Origin of the sequence: Stakelama sediminis (genome assembly GCF_014199335.1) — a bacterium.
Taxonomy (GTDB): Bacteria; Pseudomonadota; Alphaproteobacteria; order Sphingomonadales; family Sphingomonadaceae; genus Sphingomonas; species Sphingomonas sediminis.
In genome coordinates this window covers 1-23,961 of the sequence record NZ_JACIJI010000007.1, presented here as the reverse complement: position 1 = coordinate 23,961, position 23,961 = coordinate 1, and the positions used below count along the sequence as shown (strand labels likewise).

The window sequence follows — 23,961 nt, the reverse complement described above, 5'->3', positions numbered from 1 at the left end:
CATTTTATTGAGTATATAAGGCCATATGGAGAATTACCATGCCAGCTTTACAACCTGTTGATACGACTCCTCCGGTGTTTCGACCCGACCCGGTTACGCAGGAAGAGGCAGCCGCCATGTTCCGCGCGGTGCTAAACCTGTTCGGCAAGTGGGAACTGACCGATGATCAGGCGGCCACTCTGCTCGACATGCCGCTGCGTACCTATCGGCGCTGGAAGTCCGAAGGGCCGGGGCGTATTTCGCGCGATGGTGCTGCGCGGCTTTCCAATCTGATGGGGATTCACAAGGCATTGCGGATTCTCTTTTCCGAAGCCAGGCGCGGCTATGCCTGGATCAAGGCGGACAACGCCGCCTTTGCAGACGTGAGTGCGCTTGACATTATGCTCGGCGGTGAACTCACTGACATCATGCGCGTTCGCCGGTATCTTGATTCAGAGCGCGGCGTCTGGTGACCAGTCCTGAGGTTCTTCCGGTCAGACGAGTTGCATGGCACGGCGCTGTCCGGATTATTCGCAGCGTTTTTCCGCCCATCGACCTGTTCGAGGATATCGCCGATCCCGCTGACTGGCCGCTGCTGATTTCGGCCGAACAGAAAACCAATCCACGGATCATGGAGACGGTCGGGAAGCTGGACCTTGTACCGACCGACCGGCGGGTTGCTGGAAACGGCGCGTCCTATCTGATGGCACCGTTCACGCATGTCAGTGCCGACCGGCCGAGCCGTTTTACCAATGGCGGATACGGCGTTCTTTATATCGGTAACTGTTTCGAAACCGCCCTGTTCGAAACCATTCATCACCATGCTCAATTCATGGCCAGAACAGCGGAAGCACCCGGATGGACGGCACAATTTCGCGAAATTATTTTTTCGGTAGATGCCCGGCTTCACGATCTCAGAGACGAAAATACCAAAGCGCATCCTGCTCTCGATCCCGACAGCTACAGAGCCTCCCAGGATCTTGCGCTTGCGCTCAGGGCTGACCGCTCCGATGGCCTTGTCTATCCAAGCATCCGTCATCCCGGCGGTGAATGCGTGGGGCTATTTTATCCCGACGGCGCTTCCAGACCTGTTCAGGGACGTCATCTCGATTATCACTGGGACGGGCAACGTGTCGATCTCGTGCGCGATACTGGTGCGGGGGCAGTATTTCGGGTGGTGGATCTGACCTGTTGAATTCGGTGAGCCGAAAGCTGAGTTTCCCCGAGCACCATCGTCCGACGGCAGGGCGCGGAGCGCGCTGCGGCAGTCGGTTCCAGTGCCGGAACCCATCCTCTTTTGAACAGTCCACCGGATTTCTGTCGATGGTGCGTTCACGGACAGCCTTCTTGCATCTGAGCATTGATGCATGGAAGACGCGCGTATCGGTACATCCGATACCGGATGGGGAATGCCTCGCTTCGGATAGCGTTCAATGCCTCCTATCTTCTTTATCCTGGCCCGATGCTAAACCGGTGCAGCGCTCTCAAAGGTCAGACCGTTCGCGATGGCGGCGTCCGCAATGGCAGGAAAATATCGAAGCTCGACGACCAGTGCATCGCCGTCCCAGCCCGCATCGTCTGCCGATATGGCCTTGAGCCACTTTCGACTGCGACTGGTCAACGGTTCTATCCGCCCGAGACCCGCATGCCGCGTTGCCAGCAGATCTGCACCCGCGCCGGTGCGCCGTAAGGACCCGATCAGATCGGTGCGTGGAGAAGGCTGCTGTGTCATCCGGGACGGTGATCAGATTTCGCGCGGTCTGGCCAGCGACATTGCCTCGAAAATGGAGACAAAGCCGCGCCGGATGCCGTTGGAACCTGCGGTGCCGATTGCGGGGGAAGACCCGACAACCGAGTGCGTTCGATTTCAATCAGCCGAGCAGGAAATATAGTCCGTGTCCTTGGTAAGGGTAAGAATAGCGGCAGGGTTCCCTTGAAGCGGCAGGATGCCGCCCTGAATACCGGTTTCCGGCCAGTTCTGCCGTGATATCGGACGCGCCATGCTCCTGGTTTTTAATCGAGTCCGAAACCGACTAAAAAGCACGAAATATGTCCGATATGCGCTGGCTTTCCGGTACAAAATTGCCAATAGGCGCGCATGCCTAGAAAAGCTGATGCCGAGATCGACATACTCGCCCTCCTCAAGAAAACGCTGGATCTGGCGCTTCTTCAGACCGCGCTTGCAGAGCTGCCACGCGTCGGCGAGTGCGTCGAATGCGCGCTTGGCAGGCTGGAGGAGCAGCGCGATGGCCAGGCCGGGCGCAAGGGTACGTCCCATTAGCGAGAATGTTCGCCCTGATCCTGATCGCAAGGCTTACAAATAACCCAGCGAGCGCAGGCTCACGATCCCGTCGCGCGCCACGATCACATGATCGAGCAGCCTTACGCCCAGCGTTTTTCCGGTGGCGGCGATCGTGCGGGTAATCCGAAGGTCGGCTTCGCTGGGGGAGGGGTCGCCCGAGGGGTGGTTGTGGACAAGTATAATTGCGCAAGCGCCGATATCGATCGAGCGCTTCATGATCTCCCGGACATAGATGGCAGACTGTTCAACATCGCCTTGCGACATGACCTCATCACGCAGCAGGATATTACGCGAGTTAAGGAACAAGACGCGCACTTGCTCGATCCGATGTCGCGCCATGACAAACTGCAGATAGACCTCCACAGCCGACCATTGTTTCAAGACATGCACGCTTGCTCTGGCAGGCTGCAGGGCCAGTGTCAGCGTGTCGCGAACTGTGGCAAGATGATTGGCAATATCGGCGCGCGCGGTAACGAGCTGCAAAATAGCCGGATCTGCATGGAGTATTTCCGACAGATTGCCGATTTCCGACAATAGCCGCTGCGCAATCGTGGCGGCCGCTTCACCTGCTATTGGTGCAAGGAGTCGTTCCAGGACGGATCGGCACCCCATTTTCGTATTCTCGCCTGGTGACGCCACGTTCCGATAAGGATCAGAACCAGAACCAGCCAGGACCACAGGAACAGCAGGATCGCATACGCCCATGGCATCATTTCGGGTTTGACCACTCGTCCCGCATGAAATGCCACGATCAGAAGCTGAAGTGCGGCGACCCACATAGTCCAGTACCGGTCGGTGGAGAGCGCGAGCCAGATAAAGGCGAGCAGCGTCAACAAGTCGACGGTGACGACGCCCCACTCTATCCGGAGGTACAGCGTCGCCACGCCCGACTGCACCGCAAAGGTCGCCGCCGTCGCCACCCAGGCGATTGTGGCACCGGCCTTTTCCGCTGTGCCGCCTCGCAAATAGCTGTAGGCCAGACATAGGATCAGGAATCCGAGAAAGCTGAGAACACCGAGAGGCATGGGGTGACCGGATCACAGTTAGGCGATCCGGTCAACACGATGGTCACGCTGCGATGGGTACTATCTTTTCGATGCGCGCTGCAGCAACGACCGCATCATCCGACATCTCGCCATAGGCCGGCGTGTCGCCCGTCTCGCCAAAGGATACCTCGCCCAGACCGATCCGTCCCTTCAAAACCGCAAAACGCCGATGGGCGGCAACGATGCGGTTACGCATTTCATAGGCGTTCGCACTGGCCGCATGCACCTCGGAAAGCACTTCGATACCGGCGCGGACCGGAAGTTTCGCCATCACGCGGGCGTCTGCCATCCGGGCCATCAGCGTGTAAATATCGGAAAGCGCACGATCAATCGACTGCTCGGCAAGCTGAATCTGCTCAGCGACTGTCTTCGCAGCATTATAACGAATATCGGACATATAAATCTCCCCACGCGCACGTGCCTGGACGCGCGCGGTACCTTCCAACGGTTGTTGACGGATCAGCCGCCGGCGCGACCGAAATGGGTCAGGGTATCGCTCAGCGTGACCGCAAGGATTATAATGACCACAATGAAGATTGCGGCACCTGCGATATAGACAAGGCGTTGTGTAACGCTGAGATCATTTCCCGTCCCCTTTGCTCGAAACAACCGGGGAAACGCGGACCGTTCCACCTGGTAGGTGGGTTGATGACTGTCGTGGACATGACTGTCTTTGCCCCCCGGCTGCAATGAAGGAATTGGGCTATCGGGTGTGGTTTCCTCAACCCGGGAAGATTGCCCCCCCAATGCATCAGGGGGCAGTGTTTCAGCTTCAACCAGCATCAGGGCAGCCTGTTTGCGATCGGTCGCGCCGAGGATCGAAACGGCTTCGGCGATATAACCGTCGACGGTGCTGGGAGCGATGCTGAGTTCGTGCGCGATCTGCTTTGAACTTTTCAAGCCGGCAACGAGCCGCAGGCATTGCCGCTGTCGGGGAGATAGGGCGGATAGGTCCGGCGCAGACATATCCATTCTTAACCATATCGTTCCACAGGGCACAACGATGTTGCCGGTCTATTGATACGATATTTTGCCATCTGCACGTAACTGATCGAGGCACCGCGCTATGGCGCGCCAGGTATTGACGCCCTCCTGGTCGCCGGCCAGCGCAAGCGCGCCAATGCGTTCAGCAACAAACAGCGGAGCTCCCGCTCCGTGCCGGCGCTGCACCATGGAGGCTGCGCTCCAGAGTTCTTGACTATTGGGTTTGCGGTTCATGCTTTGTGCCTTTGTGGGCGCCTCGCGCGCAGTCCGTCCGCTGTCGTTTTCCGCCCTACCATGGCTGCATATTTTGAGCACCAGGTCCACCGGATTTCGGGCGTTCCGAGGCGTTCGCTGGCCTGACGGCGACCGATTGTTCGGGAAGGGCAGGACTGGAATTGCTGCTCCTGTTCGTCGTGCTATCGATCGGGACGACCGGCATAGCGGATAGGGGCGTTGCAGTGGAGACGGCCGGCACGCATGTATGCCCGAAGACAGGGATGACCAAAGCATAAAACTGCAGGATCATTCCCGCCGCAATCAGCGCGATGAGGAGAATTGCCTCGGCGCTTGCCAAGTATCTGAGCAGTGCTCTGAGCAAGTTCATCGACGGTCTGTCCTTCGGTGCGGCCACCCCTTTTGCGACGCTGTGCGCTATAGTCGTGCGATCAGACTCGCAGCGCAATACCAAGTGAAGCGCAACCCGGGTCGGATAGTCAGCAGCCGTATCCAGCCCCACGGGTGGGCAGCATATTCTTGAATTCGGTGGTGTATCTTCCCTCAATGTACAAACGCCGTGCACCGTGGGCAGATCGCCGCATAGCGGATTCGTCGTTACAGAAAAATGCCTCGTACAGCCATGGATTAGGTTGCAATGCCTTCACATTCGGATTTTTGCCGATGATGGTGCAAGCGCGGATGGCTGTGCAAGCGGTGCCGGCTTGACTATCGGACGTACCAGAGCAAGGCGCGGCCCACTGCTGCTCTTTTAATCAGCCCGCCACCCTGTGCAGATTTTTCCGGACCTTGTCTTTGCGCGTTTACGGCCTTGAGCGTGTGAGTGCGGAAAATAGCGATTTCTGCTGGCAGATCCCTTTGTGCGCTGTTCAAGGGAAAGCATGCTTTGTCGAGACACAAGCGGCTGACGAAGCAGTTGCATAGCGACCAGGGATAATAGAAAGCGGACCCGGGGCGTCAGTTCTGGTCATCATCCGCTATCGTAGCTTCAGCGCCTCTGGCTTTAAGGATCGCATCGACAATGCGCGCTGCCAGCGACTCTTCGGCGCGAATCCGCACCAGAATATCCTTCGCCTGCAGATCGGATCGGATCCATGCCGGTGCTCTGGATATGGCCTCAGTCACGGTCCGGGACAGAGAATCGGTCATCTTTTTATCGTGTACCTGCCATCACGAAGGAGCAAGGGCGCGTAATGATGCCGGTCAGAAATTGAACCGTACCCCGGCAGCATAATAATGCGGTCCGGCATTGGCTTTCAGATCGAGTTTCGGAGCAAGCGGAAAGGCCAATATGCCATAGGGACGTATTTCCTCTCCGATCCGGACGCCGCCGCCCAGCGTCAGCGATCGCGGAATATGATAGCTCGCCTCAACCCTGCCATAGGCGCGTACCGCCAGATTGGTGCACCGGCTTTTATCGGCATATTGTCCGGTTTCCTGGTCCCGGCAAGCAGGATTTCCGCCATTATCTTCCATATAATAACGGCCATTATCGCGATGATAGATAAACGCGCCTACCGTTGGCGTGATGCTGAAGCCATGGGTGCCGACTCGGTATCCGACACCAAGCTCGCCGCCCCATTGGTGTTCGACCCGCGCACCATTGGCTTCTGCCACAATCTGCGCTGATGCGGTCGGAATGCCCCAGGTCATCAGCAGCATCGCTGCCGTGATCATGCGTTTCATATTGCCCCCTTGCACGCTGGCGCCCCCTTAAGGGTGGAAACGACAGCAGGCAATGAGCGATTCCTGCCCTATTATATCCATTTTGGACTATATTCTTTTGATCGGCGCTGACGCTGTTGAGCTGAAGCTGACGGCAGCGCGGCGATCAACCAAATCTCCCGGACGGTGGCCGCAGACATGCTTGGGATGATGGCCCTGCTCCCCGCTGCTTTTCGGCGGGCCGTTCAGGCGATCAGGCTATCGGATCCTGGCTCTGGCCAATCATCAAAAATCTCAGCACCCCGACCAGCTGGTCGATCGAAGGTCGTCTCTCCATTCCTGGCTTCGCCGGCGCGAAACTCAAGGTCAATTTCGGAGCGTGAAGCCCAGCGCAATCGTCGTGGTTGCCGCCGGACCCAAAGCGAACAGGCGGCAAAAAATACCAGATCACCCAATCGCGACATAGAGTCTTCATAGCACCCGCACTCAGTGAAAATCTCTCGACCCCGGCAGAATGCGGACATTACGCGGGTGCTGGGCGTGTGCGAATTCATCGGCGCGGGAACGGGGCGTTTTTCCGGTATGCGCTTCGGACAGGCGTGATAGCTCCGTAGTGCGGTCAAGGATGCGGCTGGCCATCAGGTGAATGACGCCTTCGGGGCTTTTCTGTACCGTGCCCTCGACCAGCATCAGGCGTGCGGCCATCACTTCGCGGCGATAGCGTTCAAACAATCGTGCCCACACAACGATATTGGCGATACCGCCTTCATCCTCAAGCGTTACAAAGATGGCATTGCCGTTGCCGGGCCGCTGACGCACCAGCACAACGCCTGCGACTCTTACCCGATCGCCGTTTTTCGCGTCGGCAAGGGAGACACAGGGTATTATGCTTTCGGTATCGAAGAGCGGGCGCAGGAAGTGCATGGGATGTGCCTTCAGCGACAGGCGGATCGTCTGATAGTCGGCGGCGACCTCTTCCGATAATGCCATGGCGGGCAGCATCGCCGCCGGCTCCTCGCCCAGTTCGCGGGCGTTCGCGGCTGCAAACAGCGGCAATGCATCAGACGGTGTCCGGCGTGCTTCCCACAATCCTTCTCGCCGGTTGAGAGCGATCGAGCGCAACGCATCGGAATCGGCGAGCAGGTTGAGTGCGCGTTGCGGAAGATGTGCTTTTCGGGCCAGATCCTCAATATCGGTATGGGGTACGGTCGCCACGATGCGATGGGCCCATTCTTCGCGGAATCCGCTGATCTGTCGCATCCCGAGACGCAGCGCGAAATCGCTTCCCGCTGCTTCCAGCCGATTGTCCCAATGGCTGTGGTTGATGTCGATCGCACGCACCTCCACGCCATGGTCGCGAGCATCGCGGACGATCTGGGCGGGCGCGTAAAACCCCATCGGTTGTGCATTGAGCAGTGCCGTGGCGAACACAGCGGGGTAGCGGCATTTGATATAGGACGACACCCAGACCAGCCTTGCAAAGGCCAGCGCATGGCTTTCGGGAAAGCCGTAGCTGCCAAACCCTTCAATCTGTTTGAAACAGCGTTCGGCAAAGGTGCGGTCATAGCCGCGCGCCGCCATGCCCTCGACCATCTTGTCGCGAAACTGGTCGATGGTGCCGACATTGCGGAATGTCGCCATGGCACGCCGCAGTTTGTTGGCTTGGGCGGGTGAAAAGTCTGCTGCGACGATGGCGAGTTTCATCGCCTGTTCCTGAAACAGCGGCACGCCTTCGGTTTTGCCGAGCAGCCCGCGCAGTTCGTCCGGGTCGTGAGGCGGCCTGGGGGAAGGATAGTCTACTTTCTCAATCCCCTGCCGACGCCGCAGATAGGGATGGACCATATCGCCCTGAATCGGGCCGGGGCGCACGATCGCCACCTGAATGACCAGATCATAGAATGTACGGGGTTTGAGGCGCGGCAGCATGTTCATCTGCGCCCGGCTTTCGACCTGAAACACTCCAATGCTGTCGCCGCGCTGAAGCATGGCGAACACGTCCGGGGCATCGCCGGGCACGTTGTCGAGCGTATATTGCCTGCCGATATGCGTTGCGATCAGCGCAAACGCCTTGCGGATACAGCTCAGCATCCCGAGTGCCAGTATATCGACCTTCATCAGCCCCAGTTCGTCGATGTCATCCTTGTCCCATTCGATGAAGGTGCGATCCGCCATCGCGGCATTATGGATCGGTACGGTTTCGTCGAGCCGGTCCTGCGTCAGCACGAATCCACCGACATGCTGCGACAGATGGCGAGGAAAGTTCAGGATCGCTTGCGTGAAATGATGGACACGCGCGATTTCGGGATTGCCGGGGTCGAGGCCGCTTTCCGCCCAGCGTTCGCGATTCTGGCTGGAAGCATAACTGCCCCATACAGTACCGGCCAGCCGCGCGGTTACATCCTCGCTCAGTCCCAGCGCCTTGCCGACCTCGCGCACTGCACTGCGCGGGCGATAATGGATGACGGTGGCGGCAATTCCCGCGCGATGGCGACCATAGCGTTTATAGACATATTGCATCACCTCCTCGCGCCGCTCATGCTCGAAATCGACGTCGATATCGGGCGGCTCCTTGCGCTCGGGGGAGATGAAGCGGGAGAAGAGCAGATTATGCTCGGCCGGATCGACCGCGGTAATGCCCAGCACGAAACAGACGGCGGAATTGGCCGCGCTCCCGCGCCCTTGACACAGGATGCCTTGACGTTGCGCGAAGCGGACAATGTCGTGGACAGTCAGAAAATAGGGCGCATATTCTGCCGCCTCGATGATCGTCAGTTCTTCCTGCAGTAGCACTGCCAGCCTGGCCGGCACGCCGTCGGGCCAGCGTTCATGCGCGCACATCCAGACGAGTTCGCTCAGCCAGCCCTGCGGCGTATAGCCGGGCGGCACCGGTTCATGCGGATATTCGTAGCGCAGATCATTCAGCGTGAAGGAAATGCGTGCCAGCACGTCCTGAATCGCGTCGATGGCCTCTGGCGCTGCAGCGAACAGACGGGCCATTTCCTGCGGTGATTTGAGGTGTCGCTCGGCGTTGACTGCAAGCCTTTTCCCTGCCGCCTGCACCGTCGTTTTTTTCCGGATCGCAGTCATAATATCGTGGAGCGGGCGGGCGCCGGGGGTCGCGTACAACGCATCGTTGATCGCAACCAGCGGTACCCCCGTCACTTTTGCCTGATCGCGCAGCGCCATCAGCATCCGGGCATCGCGTCCGCGTCGCAACATGCTTGCCGCGAGCCATAACCGGTCGGAAAATGCCGCACGTAACCGGATCAGCAGATCGTTCGTCACGGGAGGGATGACGATAACGAGAAGGTCTTCTCGGAACGCCAGCAAGTCATCGGGATACAGCGTGCAGTTGCCCTTTTCAGCACGCAGATTGCCGGTCGTCAGCAATCGCGTCAGCCGTCCCCAGCCATGACGCGTCATCGGATAGGCAAGGATGTCCGGTGTTGCATCGGCAAACACAAGCCGCGCCCCGACCAGCAGCTTGAAGTCGGGGATTTCCTTTCCCGCCTCTGCGGCTTCCTCCCGTACATGGCGAAGTACGGCATGTGCGCGCACGACGCCTGCTACGCTGTTGCGATCGGCAATGCCGATGCCGCAATGGCCCAGTGCAAGCGCGCTCGCGACCATATCCTCCGCCGGGCTTGCGCCACGCAGGAAGGAAAAATTGGTTGCCGCGGCCAGTTCCGCATAGCCGATCATGCGAACAGCCCGTGAAGATACCAGGCCGGATCGGCCTTTTCTCGCCCATACAGGCCGTGGCGAAACAGCCAGAAACGATGGCCGCTTTCCGCCTCTACCCGATAATAATCACGCGTCCGGCCCCTGCCTTCGGGATGTTTCCACCAGGGATAGGCAATGCGTTCCGGTCCTTCATGGCGCACAACGCGATAGGGATTTCCACGCCAGACGAAACGGCGCGGCGGGCCGTCGGGGACTTCGGCAATCACGCTGACACGCTGTGGCGGATCATAGAGAAACAACGGGCGTAGCGGCGGTTCACCCGGCACCGGCGAGGGCCATGGCTGCCGTGGCGCATCAGGCGGGACAAGCGTTGCGCTATATTCGGGAAGATGCGCATCCATGGCGCGAAAGCGTCGTACGCTTTGCGTGCCGAAGCGAACCATCAACCGATCGAGGAGCGGGGTCAGGTCGCGTGCTGCTTCCGCCTGATCGAGCGCTTGTTGTTTCGCCTCCAGCGATTCAATCAAAGGCACCGACAGACGGATCATGTCATAGCCGAAGCCGGGATCGAGCGGATCGGCAAGCGAGTCCAGCCGTTCGGCGAACAGGCGTCGGATCGCTTCCGGGGCGCGTAATGGCTTGCCGGCGTTTACACCCAGTCGCGCGACATGCCCATCGGTTCGGAACAGCGCGATATCGAAGCGGCGTCCCCCCATGCCGCGCTCGTCCAGTATCGCGCCTGCACGTTCGGCCAGTTTTTCGATCATATCGAGTGCCGGCGCGACGGTGGCCATGGGTTCGGCGAAGCGTTGTTCGACCCATATCGGCGGTGGAGCGCGACGCGGGGTGATCCGCGCATCTTCTTCAAGCAGGCGCGCCAGCTGCACCGGCAGGGCTGTGCCGAAGCGTGCCGCCAACGGTGCGCGGGGCCGGTCCGTCAGGTCGCCGATGGTGCGCAGGCCCGCACGGTTCAGCGCATCATGAACGTCCTTGTCCAGACAGAGGGCGGCGACCGGCAATGCTTCGACAGAGGCGGTGGCGAACTTTGCCAACGCCAGGGCTGCATCAGGGGTGGCAGCCAGACGCAGGCTTGCCTGAAACCCCTTGCGGGCAAGGCGTTTCTCCAGATCCTGCATAATGCCTCTTTCCGTCAGTCCGAGCGCATCGAAACATCCGGTAAGGTCGAGTAGCAGTGCTGCGTCTCCGGCAAGGGCGACCATCGGCGTATAGCGCTCGCAGCTTTCCGCCAGCCCGTTGAGCAGGGCCTGGTCTTCCTCAGGGGCGTGAACAAAGGCGGGCAGGCCAGGAACGCGGGCCCGCGCATCCGCCAACGCCATGCCACGGGTCAGGCCCAGCCCTGCCGCGACCGGCGACAGTGCCGCAATCCGCAGCGCCCCACGCAGTTTCTCGGTAACGGCAAAGGGCGTGTCAGGCGGCGCGAGATGCGCTGCGATCCGCCGCTCGGCCGGCAGAAACGGTAGATATGCCGCCAGATAGCGGCGTCCGGAAACGAGTATGTTCACGGTCCCATTCCAGTTGCAGATGCAATCCTTCGCGCCCGCCGCGCTGACGTAACAAGGTCAGGTCGAAAGCCGTCTGCCCCGGCGCGTTGGCGGCAAGCGGCACCGACGGTGCGCTTGCCACCTGCCATCGGCTGTGCGCGGCGCTGGAAGAGGGGCGCGCGCGACTACGTACGATCATCACCATCGTTCCGCTGCGCTCTGCCGCCAATGCCAGCCGCCGGGATGCGGTCAGGTCATAGCCTGGCGCGCGTCCGTCGATTTCCAGAATCGCAGCACCCAGCCCACCATGTCGAACACTATCGACCGCCGCTTTCAGCAGCGCTTCGAGAGTATTGAGTTCGATCAGGATAATGCGATCAGGGTTCAACCCAAGGTCGATCAGGCCGGGAGCAGACACCCTTTCTTCGCGCTTGCTGTCGGCGATACGCTGCCAGAACAGCGGCGTATCCGGGCAGGCGCGAGCCGAAAGTAAGAAGGCAAAGGCGGTTGCCGCGCTTTTATCCGCATCCATTACGGTGAAAAATTCATGCACTCCGTCCCGCCGCAATCCACCGTTCAGCCATTGGTCGATCACAGGCAGCCCGAACAGAAGCTTGGCTTCTTGAAGGGCGGGTGATGCCAGTCTTTGTGCAGACGGGATTGGTGCCGAATCAACCATTATGTTCCCATTATGTTCCCATCGGATTGCGTTATGCAAGCCATTTGAAACGGCGATCGCATAATAGCTGAGATAGCGGTTTCACCGCTGCGCCCGGAAGGGGAAGATCGTCGACATGTTCCGGTGTTCGACGATCTCAAATGTTGAGAAACACGCTTGAGAACGTGCGCCACAACTGCCGGATAGGTTCATCCCGGCAGGTCGGCCATCCGAAACCGCCGAACCTGCCGTTATTAGGAAATCCGCAAGCGCGATCACAATCCAAATTCAATCGGATATGAATATATCTGACAGGCAGGTCCTGTCGGCCTTGCATTTTTACGGAGGCGGCCGCACGCTGAAAGGTGCGTCGCAGGAGCGGCGCCGAGGCTTGAGAACCTCGCTCGGGAAAATCAGCACCGCCGCGTCTTTCGCGGCCGGGTGGCCATCGCATCTGTCCAGGTCGTTTTCGACTAAAAGCGCTGGCGCATGTTCTTGAGCATGTTCTCAACACCCGGCTTAGCCCGGTGCGGCCTCGCGAGCAGGAGCGGGGCCGAATATGGTGCACATCCACAAGGGGATACAGTCAGAGACGCATTGCAGCGCCACGGTTCGATGCGCTTGAAACTGTTGCGCGGACTCGGCGGGCGGGCAGTTGCTGCAGGGGTCGGTGATCCCTTACCCTCTGCCGGCGGGGCAACGGGCGACGACCCCGAGCTGGAAAGGCTGTATCAGTCCCAGGCATCCCGGCTGCACCGCTATTTTGTTCAGCAAGCCGGCGCGGACGAAGCACAGGATCTCGTCCATGAGAGCTTTGAACGCCTTGCGCGCAAGGGCAAAGGCTTTCTGCGGTCGCTCGACTGTCCCGAAGCTTATCTCACCCGTATCGCCACCAATCTCGTACGGGATCGCGCGCGGCGTGAAGACCGCCGTTCGGCGGACGCGCATGTTCCCGCACATGACGTTCCGCTTGCCGGGGCCGATCCCTTTCGGCAGCTTGAGGCAAGAGACATGGTCCAGCGTCTGGAAACGGCTATGATGCGGCTTCGGCCAACTACCCGGGAGATCTTCATGGCATGTCGGCTCGACGGATATAGCTATGCGGAAGTTGCAGAGCACGTCGGGATCAGTGTTCGCGCGGTGCGCAAACATATGGGGCGTGCCATTGCCGAAATCGACCGTGCCATGAGTGACGATGCATGACCCGCCCAGGTGCCGGACATCGATCTGACGAGACGATCCGTCGCGAAGCTGCGGACTGGGCGGCGCGTGCGCACGATCCGGACGGTGGTTTCGATCCGGCCGCCTTTGACCAATGGCGCGATGCCGATCCGCGTCACGCCGATATCTATGCTAGAATGGAAGCGGGCTGGAATCAGGCGGGCCTGCTGGCGCAAACCCGCGTCGGTCAGTCCCGTGGCTTGCCGGACCGCAGGCAGATGCGTGGTGAACGGCTTCGACCCTATGTTCTGGCTGCGGCGGCGGTGCTGCTGATCGCGGTGCTTGGCGTCACCCTGATATCCTTTCGTGCGCCGGAACCAGCCGGTCAGAAACCGGTCTATGCGTCGAAAATCGGTCAGATCCGGCAGATTCGTCTCGCCGACGGATCGCAGGTAACGCTCGATACCAACAGCCGGGTCGAGGTCGCTTTCGATCCTCATAGCCGGCGCGTCCGGCTCGTGCGCGGCCGGGCACGGTTTACAGTAACCCATGATGTCAACCGACCTTTTACGGTCACGGCAGCCGGTGCCTCGGTCACCGCCAGAGGAACGATATTCGATGTTGCGCTGATCCGGCATCAGGTCCGGGTGACGCTACTGCGCGGGGCTGTCGATGTCCGCAACGACGAAACCGGAAACGCTGAGCCGTTGTCGGTCGAACGCCTGCGCGCCGCTCAGACACTCGCATTCCGTCCTTCCATGCCGTTACCCGCGCCCAGGCCGATACAGCCGCTCGCGACCCAATGGCCGAGCGGCATGCTCGGATTTGACGACACCCCACTTGCCGAGGCGGTGGCCGAAGCCAATCGTTATTCGACCTATAGGCTGCGTCTCGCCGATCCTGAACTGGGAAGGCTCAAGGTCAGCGGCGCCTATCGTGCCGGTGACCTGAACGGCTTTGCTGAAGCCGTAGCTGCATCCTTCCATCTTCACCTTGTCACAATGAATAGGGGAGAACTGCTTCTCACCTCGGCCGGGACGCCTGCGACATAATTTGAGCGTTGGGGGGGGGCAGGTTTTGCTCGCCCGGCGTCAATCGCTCCTGAACGGCACGCAACCGTGCGTGCTGCCCGCACATGGGGGAGGGAGCGATGAGAATTCAACAGGCGATGATGCTTGGTACGAGCGCGGCAGTGACCGTGCTGGCGGGTATATCCTGCGCGACGGCAGGTCAGCAGGCGCAACGGACCTATGCGATAGCAGCCGGTCCGCTCGGAAGCTCGCTGCGACAGGTCGCGCTGCTTTCAGGTACGAACCTGATCATTCCTGCCGGGCTCGTCGCGGGTAAACGCGCGCCGGCGCTTTCCGGACGCTATACTGCTGAACAGGCGATTGCCATTCTCCTCGCCGGGTCGGGGCTGCGCGCACGGCGTGCCGGGACGGCGCTGATCATCGAGCGCGTTCAACGCTCAAACGGTGCCGGGGAGACAGCAGCGACACGAGATATCCTTGTCACCGGCAGCCGGATCCGCGGTGCGCCGGTGGCATCGCCGGTCATCCGGCTTGACCAGCAGCAAATGCGCGATGCAGGTCAGGCCACGCTGGGCGAGGTCGTCCGGTCTATTCCGCAAAGCTTCGGCGGCGGTCAGAATCCCGGGATCGGTCTCAACGTTCCCGCGATCAACGGCGTCGATGTCGGCGGCGGTTCGTCCATCAATCTGCGCGGTCTGGGCAGCGATGCTACCCTGACGCTGCTCAACGGCCACCGGATCGCCTATAGCGGGTCGCGCCAGAGCGTCGATGTCTCAACGATCCCGCTGGGGGCGGTCGACCGGATCGAAATCGTGCCCGACGGAGCGTCTGCACTTTATGGATCGGATGCGGTCGGCGGTGTCGCCAATATCCTGCTCAAACGCGACATGAACGGGGTCGAGACGCGGGCGCGCATCGGCGGTTCCACCGATGGCGGAAACTTCAGCCAGCTCTATGCTGTGACCGGTGGCAAACGGTGGACCGGCGGCGGATTTATCGCCGCCTATCAGTATAGCAGCAACAGCGCGATTTCGGCGTCGCAGCGTAGCTATGCTGCCAATCGCTCACCCGGCCTTACGCTATATCCCGCCATGCGTGCGCATAATGCGCTGATCAGCCTGCATCAGGATCTGTCCCCCAGCCTTTCATTCAGGGTCGATGCCCTATTCAACACCCGGCGCAGCGTGACGGGCTATGCCACTAATCCGGCCGGCGACCTTACGCTCGGACGCCAGAATCAGGTCACCCAGGATCGTGCCTATGCCCTGGCGCCCTCGTTCCAACTCGCGCTCGGATCGGGATGGCGGCTGGCCTTGTCCGGCAGTATTGCCGGGGACCGGGTGGGCTATGACATTGTCCGCTATGCCGGCACGACCCGTGTGCCGCTCGCGGCCGGCTGTTATTGTAATCACGCCAAAGGCTTCGAGCTTTCCGGAGATGGCCCGTTGTTCCGCATGCCCGCCGGCATGGTCAAGGTCGCGACGGGCATCGGCTATCGCACGGTCAGCCTCAAAAACGACCGGGGCGCAGGGAGTCCGCTCAATTTCAGCCGGTCGCAATGGGATCGCTATGCCTATGGCGAGCTGGATGTGCCGCTCGTGGCACCAGTCCTGCACGTTCCCGGCATCTACCGGCTCAATCTGAGCGCGGCGGCACGCTATGAGGACTATGAGAACACCGGCTCGGTGACGACTCCCAAGCTGGGGCTGGTCTATGCGCCGATCGCCGCGCTTGATCTCAAGGCAAGCTGGGGACGCTCCTTCCGGGCCGCCACGCTGTTGCAACGCTACCAGCCCCCGCTGATCGAACTGCTCGATGCACGGGCCTTTGGTGCCGTCAATCCGCCGGCGGGTGCCACAGCCCTGTATGTGATGGGCGGCAATCCGGACCTTGCGCCGGAACGCGCCACCAACTGGTCGGTCACCGCCGCGCTGCATCCGCCGTCCATGACCGGCTTTCGTGCCGAACTCAGTTATTTCAACGTTCGCTATTTCGACCGGATCGTCAATCCGATCGGTTTTATCAGCCAGTCCCTGCAGGATCCGATCTACGCATCATCGGTGATCCGGTCGCCCAGCCCTGCGCTGCTGCAGCAACTGATCGCCAGCGGAGCCAGCTTCTATAACGGTACCGGTGAGGCCTATGACCCGTCGAGCGTGATCGCGGTGATCGACAACAGCAACGTCAATGCGGGGCACCAATGGGCGCATGGGATAGATGTCCTGCTGTCCTATGACGGTGCGCTCGGAACGCGTGGCGACCGCATCGCGCTTGGTCTCGACGTCAGTTATCTCACCAGCCACCGCCAGATCAGCACTGATCAGCCCGACCTGCAGCTTGCCGGGATCCTGTTCAATCCCCCGCACTGGCGCGGTAGAGGGCATGTCAGCTGGAAGCATCAGGGGCTGACCCTCACCGCGGTGGCCAGCTATAGCGGGCGACTGGCGGATACGCGGTTTACGCCTATCGTCTCGCTACCGGCCCAGATGCGTTTCGATTTCGTGGCGCGATACCAGCTGGGAACGCGCGGCAAGGGCTGGCTTGATGGTCTCGATCTGACCCTGGCACTCGATAATGCCTTTAACGTCACGCCGCCGCCGATCAGCGTGTCGACAGTCAGCGACACGCCCTATGATTCGACGAATTATTCCCCGCTCGGACGGGTTCTCAGCATCGGGATTGCAAAAAAATGGTGAGCCGGCCAGTTCTGACGGCGGTCTGTCGGAGCCGCGGGTTATGGGTGTCGCTGGCGGCGCTGACGGTTTTGCATATGCCGCTCGTTCAAGCGCGCTGCACGGCCTGGCAGCCGCTGCACCCGTCCGCCACAGGCTTTCGCCCGATCCGCCCGGACGATCTGCTGGGGGTCACCGGCATCGGTCGCGCCGACGCTGAACCGATCGGAGGCGCCAGTCCGCTGGCGGTGTCGCCCGATCATCGCGAGGCGGCGTTCATCCTCAGCCGCGCGGATGTGAAGGCCAATCGGTATTGCCAGGCGCTGGTGCTCGTGCATCTGCGCGGGGCTGCGCGTCCGCAAATTCTCGATCGCGGTGGTGACTTTCGGGTTACGCGCATCGCGATGCGCGGAATCATGATTGCCAACGGCTATCCGATGCAGACCGAGCCGGCATGGTCGCCCGAGGGGAACAGCATCGCCTATCTGCGGCGCGATCACGGATCGACCCAATTGTGGCTGGTCGATCCGAAGCACGTCGGCGCACGGCAGCTCACCCATGAACCGGTCGATATTCTCGACTGGGCATGGATGCCCGACGGCAAGCGGATCGCTTTTACCGAGGACGCCGGGTTGCCGGCGGCCAACCGGGCCATGCGTCGGGAAGGGCGGTCGGGATGGGTATATGACGACCGGGTCACCCCCAATACCGGCTTTCGACCGCATCTCGCTGCGCCGCTGCGGCCTGATTATCGCATTCTCGATCTCGGCAGCGATCAGGTGCGTCCGGCAACGGCTAGCGAACGCGTCTGGCTCAAAACGCATTTCGACACTGCCGATATCCCTTCCTCCACTTCGCTCGGACCGGCGCAGCTGCGCCTCACACCCGTAAACGGCTCTCTCCTCGCGCCGCGCCGGATCGCGTCGGAGAGGCCCGACGAAGGGATGGCGCGCTGTTCCTGGCAGACATGTAGCGGCGATATGCTCGGTATCTGGGGCGGAGTGCATGCCCGGTTTCTGCTCTTCCTCAGGCGTGAGGGCTGGGATAACCGCTTTACGGCGCTCTATCGCTGGACGCCGGGCCACGGTAAACCGGTGCGGCTTATGGGCGGGGATGCGCTGATCGAGCGCTGTACCCGTGTCCGAACCTCGCTGTACTGTATCCGCGAAACCGCCACCACACCGCCGCAACTGGTCGCGATAGACGGTATCACCGGGCGATTGCGGGTCGTGTTTGATCCCAATGCGGGATTTGCGCATCTGCGCCTGGGGCATGTCGAGCGACTGACCTGGAGCAATGCTTTTGGTCTGCCCGTCTATGGCGATCTGGTGCTGCCGCCCGGGAAAAGGGCCAGGCACCGGGTGCCGATGATCGTCACGCTGTATCATTCCAGGGGATTTCTGCGGGGCGCTACGGGAAATGAATATCCGATCTATCTGTTTGCCCGGCATGGCTATGCTGTGCTCAGCATTGAGCGTCCACCGCTCTATGCGTCGCGCGTTGCCGGGTTGAAAACACCTGACCAGGTCTATGCCGCCAATATCAAAAACTGGTCCGACCGGCGCAGCATTCAGTCAGCGATTGCGCGCGGTGTGCGGCTGGTGATTGCGCGCGGGATCGCCGATCCGGCCCGAATCGGCATTACCGGGCTGAGCGACGGTGCGACGGCCGTACGCTATGCGCTCATCAATTCGCATCTGTTCGCTGCCGCCGCGCTCAGCAGTTGCTGTGTCGATGAAAGCAGTGATGTCCTTGCCGGGCCAGCCTGGTCGGCTTTTTCACAGCATTCCGGATTTCCGCCAGCCTATCCCGTGAACCGGCGTTTCTGGCAACCATTGTCCTTCGTGCTGAACGCCTCCCGGCTCCATACGCCGCTGCTGATGCAGCTCGCTGATCGCGAAGCCCTGTATGCGCTGCCCAGCTTTACGGCGTTGCGCCAATATCATCAGCCGGTGGCCATGCGGATATTCCCCGACGAATATCATATCAAATGGCAGCCCGCTCACCGTGCCGCCATTTACCGCACCAATATCGACTGGTTCGACTTCTGGCTGCGCAACCGGATCGATCCGGATCCGACGCAAAAGAAGCAATATGAACGCTGGCGGGCGTTGCGCCGGGAACGCCCGGATTCGTCCACGCCTTCACCGCATGCTCCATGACCGGGCCCAGGCCTCGGCATCGGCCAGCCGCAACAGGTCGTTGCAGGTTGCACCATCGATCGGTTGGTTGGTGGCGAGAGCGGCGTGCAGTGCATCACGGTCAAGCAGGTCAAGTCCGGCAAGCAGACCATCGAGCAGCATGGTGCGAAGATGTGCGTGACTGGCTTCGAACAGTTCGACCAGAAAGCTGTCCATCGCGCCCTTGGTCGATCGCCAGAGGACCGGTTCGGGTAACCGGTCGGCAAAGGCATGGCGTACCAGCGCCCGATCATGACCGCGGTCGTACCAGAGCCAGCTCGGGATCCCGACACAGCATTCGACGACCGGTTGCGACAGGAGAAGCGGCCAGGACGGGATGGGGCGAAGGATGTCCAGATTTTGTATCAGGCTTTCGGCAAGGGCAATTGAGCCGATATGCGCGCCCGATCCCTCCAGCGCGCGGGGCGGAAAACGAAACCAGGGATGGTCGATCCGGGCTCCGAGGTCCTGCTGCACCTTGGATGCGAGAAAATGACAGTTCGATGCCAGACGATACCGGCTGCGCCGGAACAGCGCACGTTTTGCGATATGCCATACAAGAAGCGGAAGTCCTGCCTGGGTGAGGTGTACCATGCTGTCGGCGAGGTTGCGGAATCCCTTGTCGAGGCCGTGCACGCGCAGATAGTCGAGCAGCGGCGCTACCGACCGGACCGAACAGAAGAGGTTATCGCCGCCGCCGCCATGGACAATCATTCCTGCCCCCTTTCGGTACGCCAGAGTTTCGGCTGCGCGGCGCGTGGCCTGATGAAAGGCGTGCTCGCCAGGGCGGGGCAGGCGCCCGGCGTCGGAGCGGTCAAATGCAACATCCTCGACCCGCCGGGGACAATCGGTGAGTTCGATCCCGAGACGCGCTGCGACCATGGCGGCATAGCGGCGCTCATCCCCGCCGCGGTCGCGCGTCACCATTGTCAGCGCGGTAAAGGGGCGCCCCGCTTCAGAAAGGCCGGCTGCGACGATCGAGGAATCGAGCCCGCCCGACAGCAGGAGGATCGCATGTTCGCCCGCCGAGGTTCTTGCGGCAATCGTACGGTTGACCGTCGAGCGCAGTCGCACTGCAGCATCTTTCGGCACCACGGATCGCGATGTTGACGACACATGGGTCCATGGCGACCAGAGGGAATGTTCCTGCCAGTGACTGGCAGCCCAGCGTCCGCATTGCCCGCCTGCAAGTTCGCGAATTCCGCTCAGGCAGGTTCGCGCGGTGCCCAGCTCGGGCGCAGCCAGATGCTCGGCGAGCGCCTCCCGGTTGATCGTTGCGCGCCGGCCGCTCAGCTGCTCGAGCAAGGCAATATCGGATGCGACCAGACACACCTCGTCCGTCTGCTGACAATAGGCCGGCAAATATCCCATCGGCGCACGAAGGATCAGCATTTCTCCCGTCGTGCCGGGCAAAAGCGCGACATAATCGCCCCAATATCGATCGATCAGCCATTGCCCTTTCGAACGTAGGATTGCCGCAGCTTCGCCGGGCGGTAGCGCAGTACACGGCCTGTCTTCTTCCTTTCGGAACAATCTGCCCAGCACCGTGCCTTTCGGCGGGTCGCCGATGGATATGGCCTGCACATTGCCCAGAATGAGGGCGGCCGGGTTCTGGAAGAGACAGGCGAGAAAAGGCTCCTGCAATCCGATCCGGGCAATCCGCGTCTGCGAAGTTCCCGATACGGGGGAGCTTCGGGGCAAAATAATCGCGTAGCGCGGCCCGGTCATAGCGTAAAAATCGGCGTGAACATGCCCACCCGGTCGAGCGTGTCGCTGACCAGGAACGAACCGGCCTGAACCCATGCATGCGCCTGAAAGGGGCGTGCGCGCACCCCCATCACCAGATCAACGCGCAGGTTGCTGGCGAGCGCCTTGCGGGTCATCGCAATCGACAGGGCAAGACACTGATTGAGCGAGCCTGTCATCCGCAGTGCGCGGGCAAAGCCGTGGGCGAGAGTTTCCAGCGCCTCGCGCTGCGGGGATGCCGGATATTCGAGTGCAGCTTTGCGCCGTTCGAGGTCCGCAAGAATTCGGATCAGCCGACGGTGCCGGAGGTTGTACCGCGCCCGCATCAGCTCCGCGACCGCACTGGCCATGTCCCGTCGTCGGGTGCTCTGCAGCGCATCGGGCCGGATCTGGTATGTCGGCAGGCCGGTGTCGCATGGCGCGGGACGGACCGGATCTGAAGTCGGGATGAGGATGCCGCGCAGTATCAACCGGTCAAGCAATGGCACATCCGGCTTTGCAGGTGCGCGCCCGGCGATCAGACGGCCAAAAGCGCTTTCGATGGCGGGTGCGAGGCAGAAATAGCGATCGCCCTCGAGATCGAGAAAGAAAAACCGCCCTTCGCATCGGCAGAAGGAGAAGGTGGGTGCCAGTCTGTAGCCCATGAGACGAAAGGCGTGCGCGCTACTGCGCGCACGCCGCTGCGGTCATTCGTCGGAAAGACCGGCCGGATTCAGGCCGATGAATTCGTCACCGGGCAGAACGCCGGAGCCTTGGGTCGCGACACTTGCCGCGCCAAGGTCGATGGTTTCGGCTTCATGTTCCATGAATACTCTCCTTGATCGCTGCGGAATTGCAGCACGAAAATGCTAGGAGTAGTGTTTCAATATACGAAGCTTATAGATTGAATATATTGGGAATATTAGGAAAAGTGTCTGGCTTTTCCGGTCAGCGAAGAATTCGCACCATTGCGGGCAGCGCTGTCAGGCGACGACGGTGATAGCTGCGCAGGCGACCGCGTGCAGCGGTGAGATCCTGATCCTCGAGCGCCTGGTTTATTCCTGCCAGTTCGTTTTCCCAGCCCGGAAATTGTCGGGGTTCAACCATGCGGACGCAATGAAGCCGGTCGTTCACGGAAGCAATGGCGCGATGCAGTTCGCTATTGACCGAGCGACGGGCGATGCGGCTGAAACATTGTGCGGTCCGGTCCGCGCAGGCGCGATCCGTTCCGGCGACAGATGGGGTATCGGTTTCTGCGGGGGCTCGATTGCGCAGCGCGAGCATAAGAATGTCGCAGTTCCAGCTATACAGGTCGCTAAGTGCAGGCACACTGACGCCAGGAATATGAAATCCCTCGCCGCTGGGATTTTCGAGTAATTGTTCGCCCACCATAAGATGCAGTGCATCGCGAACCGGAGTCACGCTGCTCATGAGCTCGTCGGCGAGTGCCGGCAGATCGATCCGCGCGCCGGGACGATACTGCCCTGACATCAGCCGGTCCCGGATCGCGCCATAGATGCGCTCGGTGGTGGCACCGGCATTCATCGTCTGCCGCGTTGTTCGTTGCAATGTGCATCGACCAGCTGCTGCTGGTCCGGGCGAAGCGCATCGACTGCACCGAGCCGGTCGGGAGAGCTGTCGTCAAGCAGCACTGATGGGCAATTGCCTTCGAAGTTGCCGAGATTGGGACGATGCTGGCGATATCCCGCCAGTGCCGCCAGCGCCGGCGGAAATTGCCGGGCAACAGCCGGTGGATAGGCAAGCCAGGGATTTTCATAGGGCTTGAGCCAGCCCAGGGAATAGCCGATCACGATACCGCGCCGGACCGTATCGCTGCGATTGCCGCCAGCGCCATGGAGCGTCGAACCCAGCCAGATCAGCGCTGAACCGGGTTTCATTTCGATTGCAACCGGAGCACCACCGGGGTGGTCCTGCAACGCCTGACGACCATGGCTGTCGGGCCAGATCATCGTAGCGCCGTTGGCCCTGCAAAACGGGGTCAGCGGCCACATAACATTGACGAGATATTCGCGCTCGCCCTTGATTGTTTGCCACATATCCTGATCGCGATGCGGCATTTGCGCCGGCGCACCGGGATGCAGCGCAATCGCCTGGGTGGTGTTGAGCTGGATGGAATCGCACGCAGGAAGCAGCACTCTCTCAGCGATTGCAAGGATGTCAGGATGCAGGACGAGCTTCTCGACATGACGCGATCGCATCAGCAGTCGGCCGAACCGTCTGGTGGTTTCGCCGTAGAAATTGCCCCGGCAAAAGGGTGTGGTCGCAAATGCATCGGCAAGATCGGCGTCCAGCGTTGCCAGCGTGTCGGCGGCCAGCGCGTTGCCAAGGAGACACCAGCCATGGGTGCGCAAATGATCCATCGAGGTGCCCTGCGTGACGGGTGGTATCGGCATGTTTGTTCCTCTCAGGCCGCTGCGCTGTCGGCACCGCGCAGCGGCAGGCCCGGACGGATGCCACGGCGTGCCAGCAATGCGGGCGTCTCTGCGTCGATCCGGATGGAGAAGGCGACCAGCGGGACGCCATCGCGAGTGCAGGGCGCGCCAAGGGCCGTGCATCGCCACCCGAAGTCGGCAATTTTGCGGTACCATCCCAGGTCGGCGAGTGCGGTGTACCGGGTGATGGCGTGCGCCAGCGCATAGTTGACGAGCGACAGGACCAGCGTATCGCGGACGATACGACGCTGGCCGGCACGAAGCCTGCGATCGAGGCAGAAGCGCGATATCTCCCAGCATTGCGGTCCGCGCGGCGGAGGGGCATCGCACAGATCGGGATACAGCGTATCGAGCAGATGCCCATGCGTTGTCGGGAGCAGGCGTGCGGAGCCGAGATGGCTCCCGTCCGGGTCGGTGAGAATCAGATAGCGCGCCAGCGCGCCATCAAACTGATCGATTTCGAACCGGCCGGCACGGATCGGCAGATTCCAGCCGAGCAGATCGACAAAAACGCGTTTGCGCGCGGCAAACATTGCGGCAAGCGCCCCTTGGGGCATGGTTTCGGTGCCGAACCGGAGCTCGTGCAGCATGCGAACCTCCCTGATTATGGAGGATCAGGATCGGCGGTGGCTTGCTCTTAGCGCTATACCGGAAAAGGGGTATGGCGGCGCTCGAAAATCTCCCC

24 protein-coding genes are annotated in these 23,961 nt (G+C 61.0%); 6 read left to right on the top strand and 18 right to left on the bottom strand.

The genetic code is table 11. The features are described 5' to 3' along the window. The first annotated feature begins 38 nt into the window (after nucleotides 1-38). Nucleotides 39-452: an MbcA/ParS/Xre antitoxin family protein gene (locus FHR23_RS14260; protein WP_184005344.1), complete on the top strand. Its 414-nt coding sequence runs from the start codon at nucleotides 39-41 to the stop codon at nucleotides 450-452. Then, the gene (locus FHR23_RS14255; RefSeq protein WP_184005342.1) at nucleotides 449-1,174 is read left to right on the top strand and encodes an RES domain-containing protein; all 726 of its coding nucleotides are present in this window, start codon (nucleotides 449-451) and stop codon (nucleotides 1,172-1,174) included. The genes FHR23_RS14260 and FHR23_RS14255 overlap by 4 nt, the downstream gene beginning before the upstream one ends. 270 nt (nucleotides 1,175-1,444) lie before the next feature. On the opposite strand, the gene FHR23_RS14250 is transcribed toward FHR23_RS14255, so the two are convergent. From FHR23_RS14250 to FHR23_RS14195, 12 genes are all read right to left on the bottom strand, one after another. Further along, a complete protein-coding gene (locus FHR23_RS14250; protein ID WP_184005340.1) occupies nucleotides 1,445-1,711 on the bottom strand; it encodes a hypothetical protein in 267 nt (88 codons plus the stop codon). A 135-nt stretch (nucleotides 1,712-1,846) separates the two neighbouring features. Then, nucleotides 1,847-2,257: a hypothetical protein gene (locus tag FHR23_RS14245; RefSeq protein WP_184005338.1), complete on the bottom strand. Its 411-nt coding sequence runs from the start codon at nucleotides 2,255-2,257 to the stop codon at nucleotides 1,847-1,849. A gap of 36 nt (nucleotides 2,258-2,293) precedes the next feature. Further along, nucleotides 2,294-2,815, bottom strand: a complete 522-nt coding sequence (locus FHR23_RS14240; RefSeq protein WP_184005336.1) for a JAB domain-containing protein — start codon at nucleotides 2,813-2,815, stop codon at nucleotides 2,294-2,296. 35 nt (nucleotides 2,816-2,850) lie between these two features. Beyond that, nucleotides 2,851-3,306: a hypothetical protein gene (locus tag FHR23_RS14235; RefSeq protein WP_184005334.1), complete on the bottom strand. Its 456-nt coding sequence runs from the start codon at nucleotides 3,304-3,306 to the stop codon at nucleotides 2,851-2,853. 43 nt (nucleotides 3,307-3,349) lie between these two features. After that, a complete protein-coding gene (locus tag FHR23_RS14230) occupies nucleotides 3,350-3,724 on the bottom strand; it encodes a hypothetical protein (protein ID WP_184005332.1) in 375 nt (124 codons plus the stop codon). A 62-nt stretch (nucleotides 3,725-3,786) separates the two neighbouring features. Beyond that, entirely contained in the window at nucleotides 3,787-4,299 is a 513-nt protein-coding gene (locus FHR23_RS14225; protein ID WP_221227554.1) for a helix-turn-helix domain-containing protein, read from the bottom strand. A gap of 42 nt (nucleotides 4,300-4,341) precedes the next feature. Then, on the bottom strand, nucleotides 4,342-4,545 hold the full coding sequence (locus FHR23_RS14220) for a DUF6961 family protein (protein ID WP_184005328.1): 204 nt from the start codon (nucleotides 4,543-4,545) through the stop codon (nucleotides 4,342-4,344). A gap of 957 nt (nucleotides 4,546-5,502) precedes the next feature. Then, nucleotides 5,503-5,694, bottom strand: a complete 192-nt coding sequence (locus FHR23_RS14215) for a DUF6771 family protein (protein ID WP_184005326.1) — start codon at nucleotides 5,692-5,694, stop codon at nucleotides 5,503-5,505. Between the two features lie 54 nt (nucleotides 5,695-5,748). Further along, the gene (locus FHR23_RS14210; RefSeq protein ID WP_246359914.1) at nucleotides 5,749-6,231 is read right to left on the bottom strand and encodes a hypothetical protein; all 483 of its coding nucleotides are present in this window, start codon (nucleotides 6,229-6,231) and stop codon (nucleotides 5,749-5,751) included. A 465-nt stretch (nucleotides 6,232-6,696) separates the two neighbouring features. After that, nucleotides 6,697-9,912, bottom strand: coding sequence for an error-prone DNA polymerase (locus tag FHR23_RS14205; protein ID WP_184005324.1), 3,216 nt, complete (start codon nucleotides 9,910-9,912; stop codon nucleotides 6,697-6,699). After that, a complete protein-coding gene (locus tag FHR23_RS14200) occupies nucleotides 9,909-11,417 on the bottom strand; it encodes a DUF6504 family protein (RefSeq protein WP_184005321.1) in 1,509 nt (502 codons plus the stop codon). Before FHR23_RS14200 ends, FHR23_RS14205 begins: the two co-directional genes overlap by 4 nt. Further along, the gene (locus FHR23_RS14195) at nucleotides 11,323-12,075 is read right to left on the bottom strand and encodes an ImuA family protein (RefSeq protein ID WP_184005319.1); all 753 of its coding nucleotides are present in this window, start codon (nucleotides 12,073-12,075) and stop codon (nucleotides 11,323-11,325) included. Before FHR23_RS14195 ends, FHR23_RS14200 begins: the two co-directional genes overlap by 95 nt. Nucleotides 12,076-12,669: 594 nt before the next feature. Between FHR23_RS14195 and FHR23_RS14190 the strand changes: the two genes are divergently transcribed. The 4 genes from FHR23_RS14190 to FHR23_RS14175 all read left to right on the top strand — a co-directional run bounded on the left by FHR23_RS14190 (nucleotide 12,670) and on the right by FHR23_RS14175 (nucleotide 19,080). Further along, nucleotides 12,670-13,257, top strand: a complete 588-nt coding sequence (locus tag FHR23_RS14190; protein ID WP_184005317.1) for an RNA polymerase sigma factor — start codon at nucleotides 12,670-12,672, stop codon at nucleotides 13,255-13,257. Further along, entirely contained in the window at nucleotides 13,254-14,267 is a 1,014-nt protein-coding gene (locus FHR23_RS14185) for a FecR family protein (RefSeq protein WP_184005315.1), read from the top strand. The genes FHR23_RS14190 and FHR23_RS14185 overlap by 4 nt, the downstream gene beginning before the upstream one ends. A 98-nt stretch (nucleotides 14,268-14,365) precedes the next feature. Next, complete coding sequence (locus FHR23_RS14180) at nucleotides 14,366-16,942, top strand: TonB-dependent receptor (protein ID WP_184005313.1); 2,577 nt, start codon at nucleotides 14,366-14,368, stop codon at nucleotides 16,940-16,942. A gap of 74 nt (nucleotides 16,943-17,016) precedes the next feature. After that, a complete protein-coding gene (locus FHR23_RS14175) occupies nucleotides 17,017-19,080 on the top strand; it encodes an Atxe2 family lasso peptide isopeptidase (protein ID WP_184005311.1) in 2,064 nt (687 codons plus the stop codon). Here FHR23_RS14175 and FHR23_RS14170 read toward each other — a convergent pair. The 6 genes from FHR23_RS14170 to FHR23_RS14145 all read right to left on the bottom strand — a co-directional run bounded on the left by FHR23_RS14170 (nucleotide 19,063) and on the right by FHR23_RS14145 (nucleotide 23,866). Then, the gene (locus tag FHR23_RS14170; protein ID WP_184005309.1) at nucleotides 19,063-20,799 is read right to left on the bottom strand and encodes an asparagine synthase-related protein; all 1,737 of its coding nucleotides are present in this window, start codon (nucleotides 20,797-20,799) and stop codon (nucleotides 19,063-19,065) included. The two genes, FHR23_RS14175 and FHR23_RS14170, sit on opposite strands and share 18 nt — an antisense overlap. A gap of 23 nt (nucleotides 20,800-20,822) precedes the next feature. Continuing rightward, the gene (locus tag FHR23_RS14165; RefSeq protein WP_184005307.1) at nucleotides 20,823-21,488 is read right to left on the bottom strand and encodes a lasso peptide biosynthesis B2 protein; all 666 of its coding nucleotides are present in this window, start codon (nucleotides 21,486-21,488) and stop codon (nucleotides 20,823-20,825) included. Between the two features lie 42 nt (nucleotides 21,489-21,530). Further along, nucleotides 21,531-21,650, bottom strand: coding sequence for a benenodin family lasso peptide (locus tag FHR23_RS14160; RefSeq protein WP_184005305.1), 120 nt, complete (start codon nucleotides 21,648-21,650; stop codon nucleotides 21,531-21,533). Between the two features lie 121 nt (nucleotides 21,651-21,771). Beyond that, nucleotides 21,772-22,368 (bottom strand): GntR family transcriptional regulator, encoded by a 597-nt coding sequence (locus tag FHR23_RS14155; RefSeq protein WP_184005303.1) that lies wholly within the window; start codon nucleotides 22,366-22,368, stop codon nucleotides 21,772-21,774. Further along, a complete protein-coding gene (locus FHR23_RS14150; protein ID WP_184005302.1) occupies nucleotides 22,365-23,237 on the bottom strand; it encodes a phytanoyl-CoA dioxygenase family protein in 873 nt (290 codons plus the stop codon). The genes FHR23_RS14155 and FHR23_RS14150 overlap by 4 nt, the downstream gene beginning before the upstream one ends. Before the next feature lie 11 nt (nucleotides 23,238-23,248). Beyond that, nucleotides 23,249-23,866, bottom strand: a complete 618-nt coding sequence (locus FHR23_RS14145) for an acyl-homoserine-lactone synthase (RefSeq protein WP_184005300.1) — start codon at nucleotides 23,864-23,866, stop codon at nucleotides 23,249-23,251. Nucleotides 23,867-23,961 lie beyond the last annotated feature (95 nt).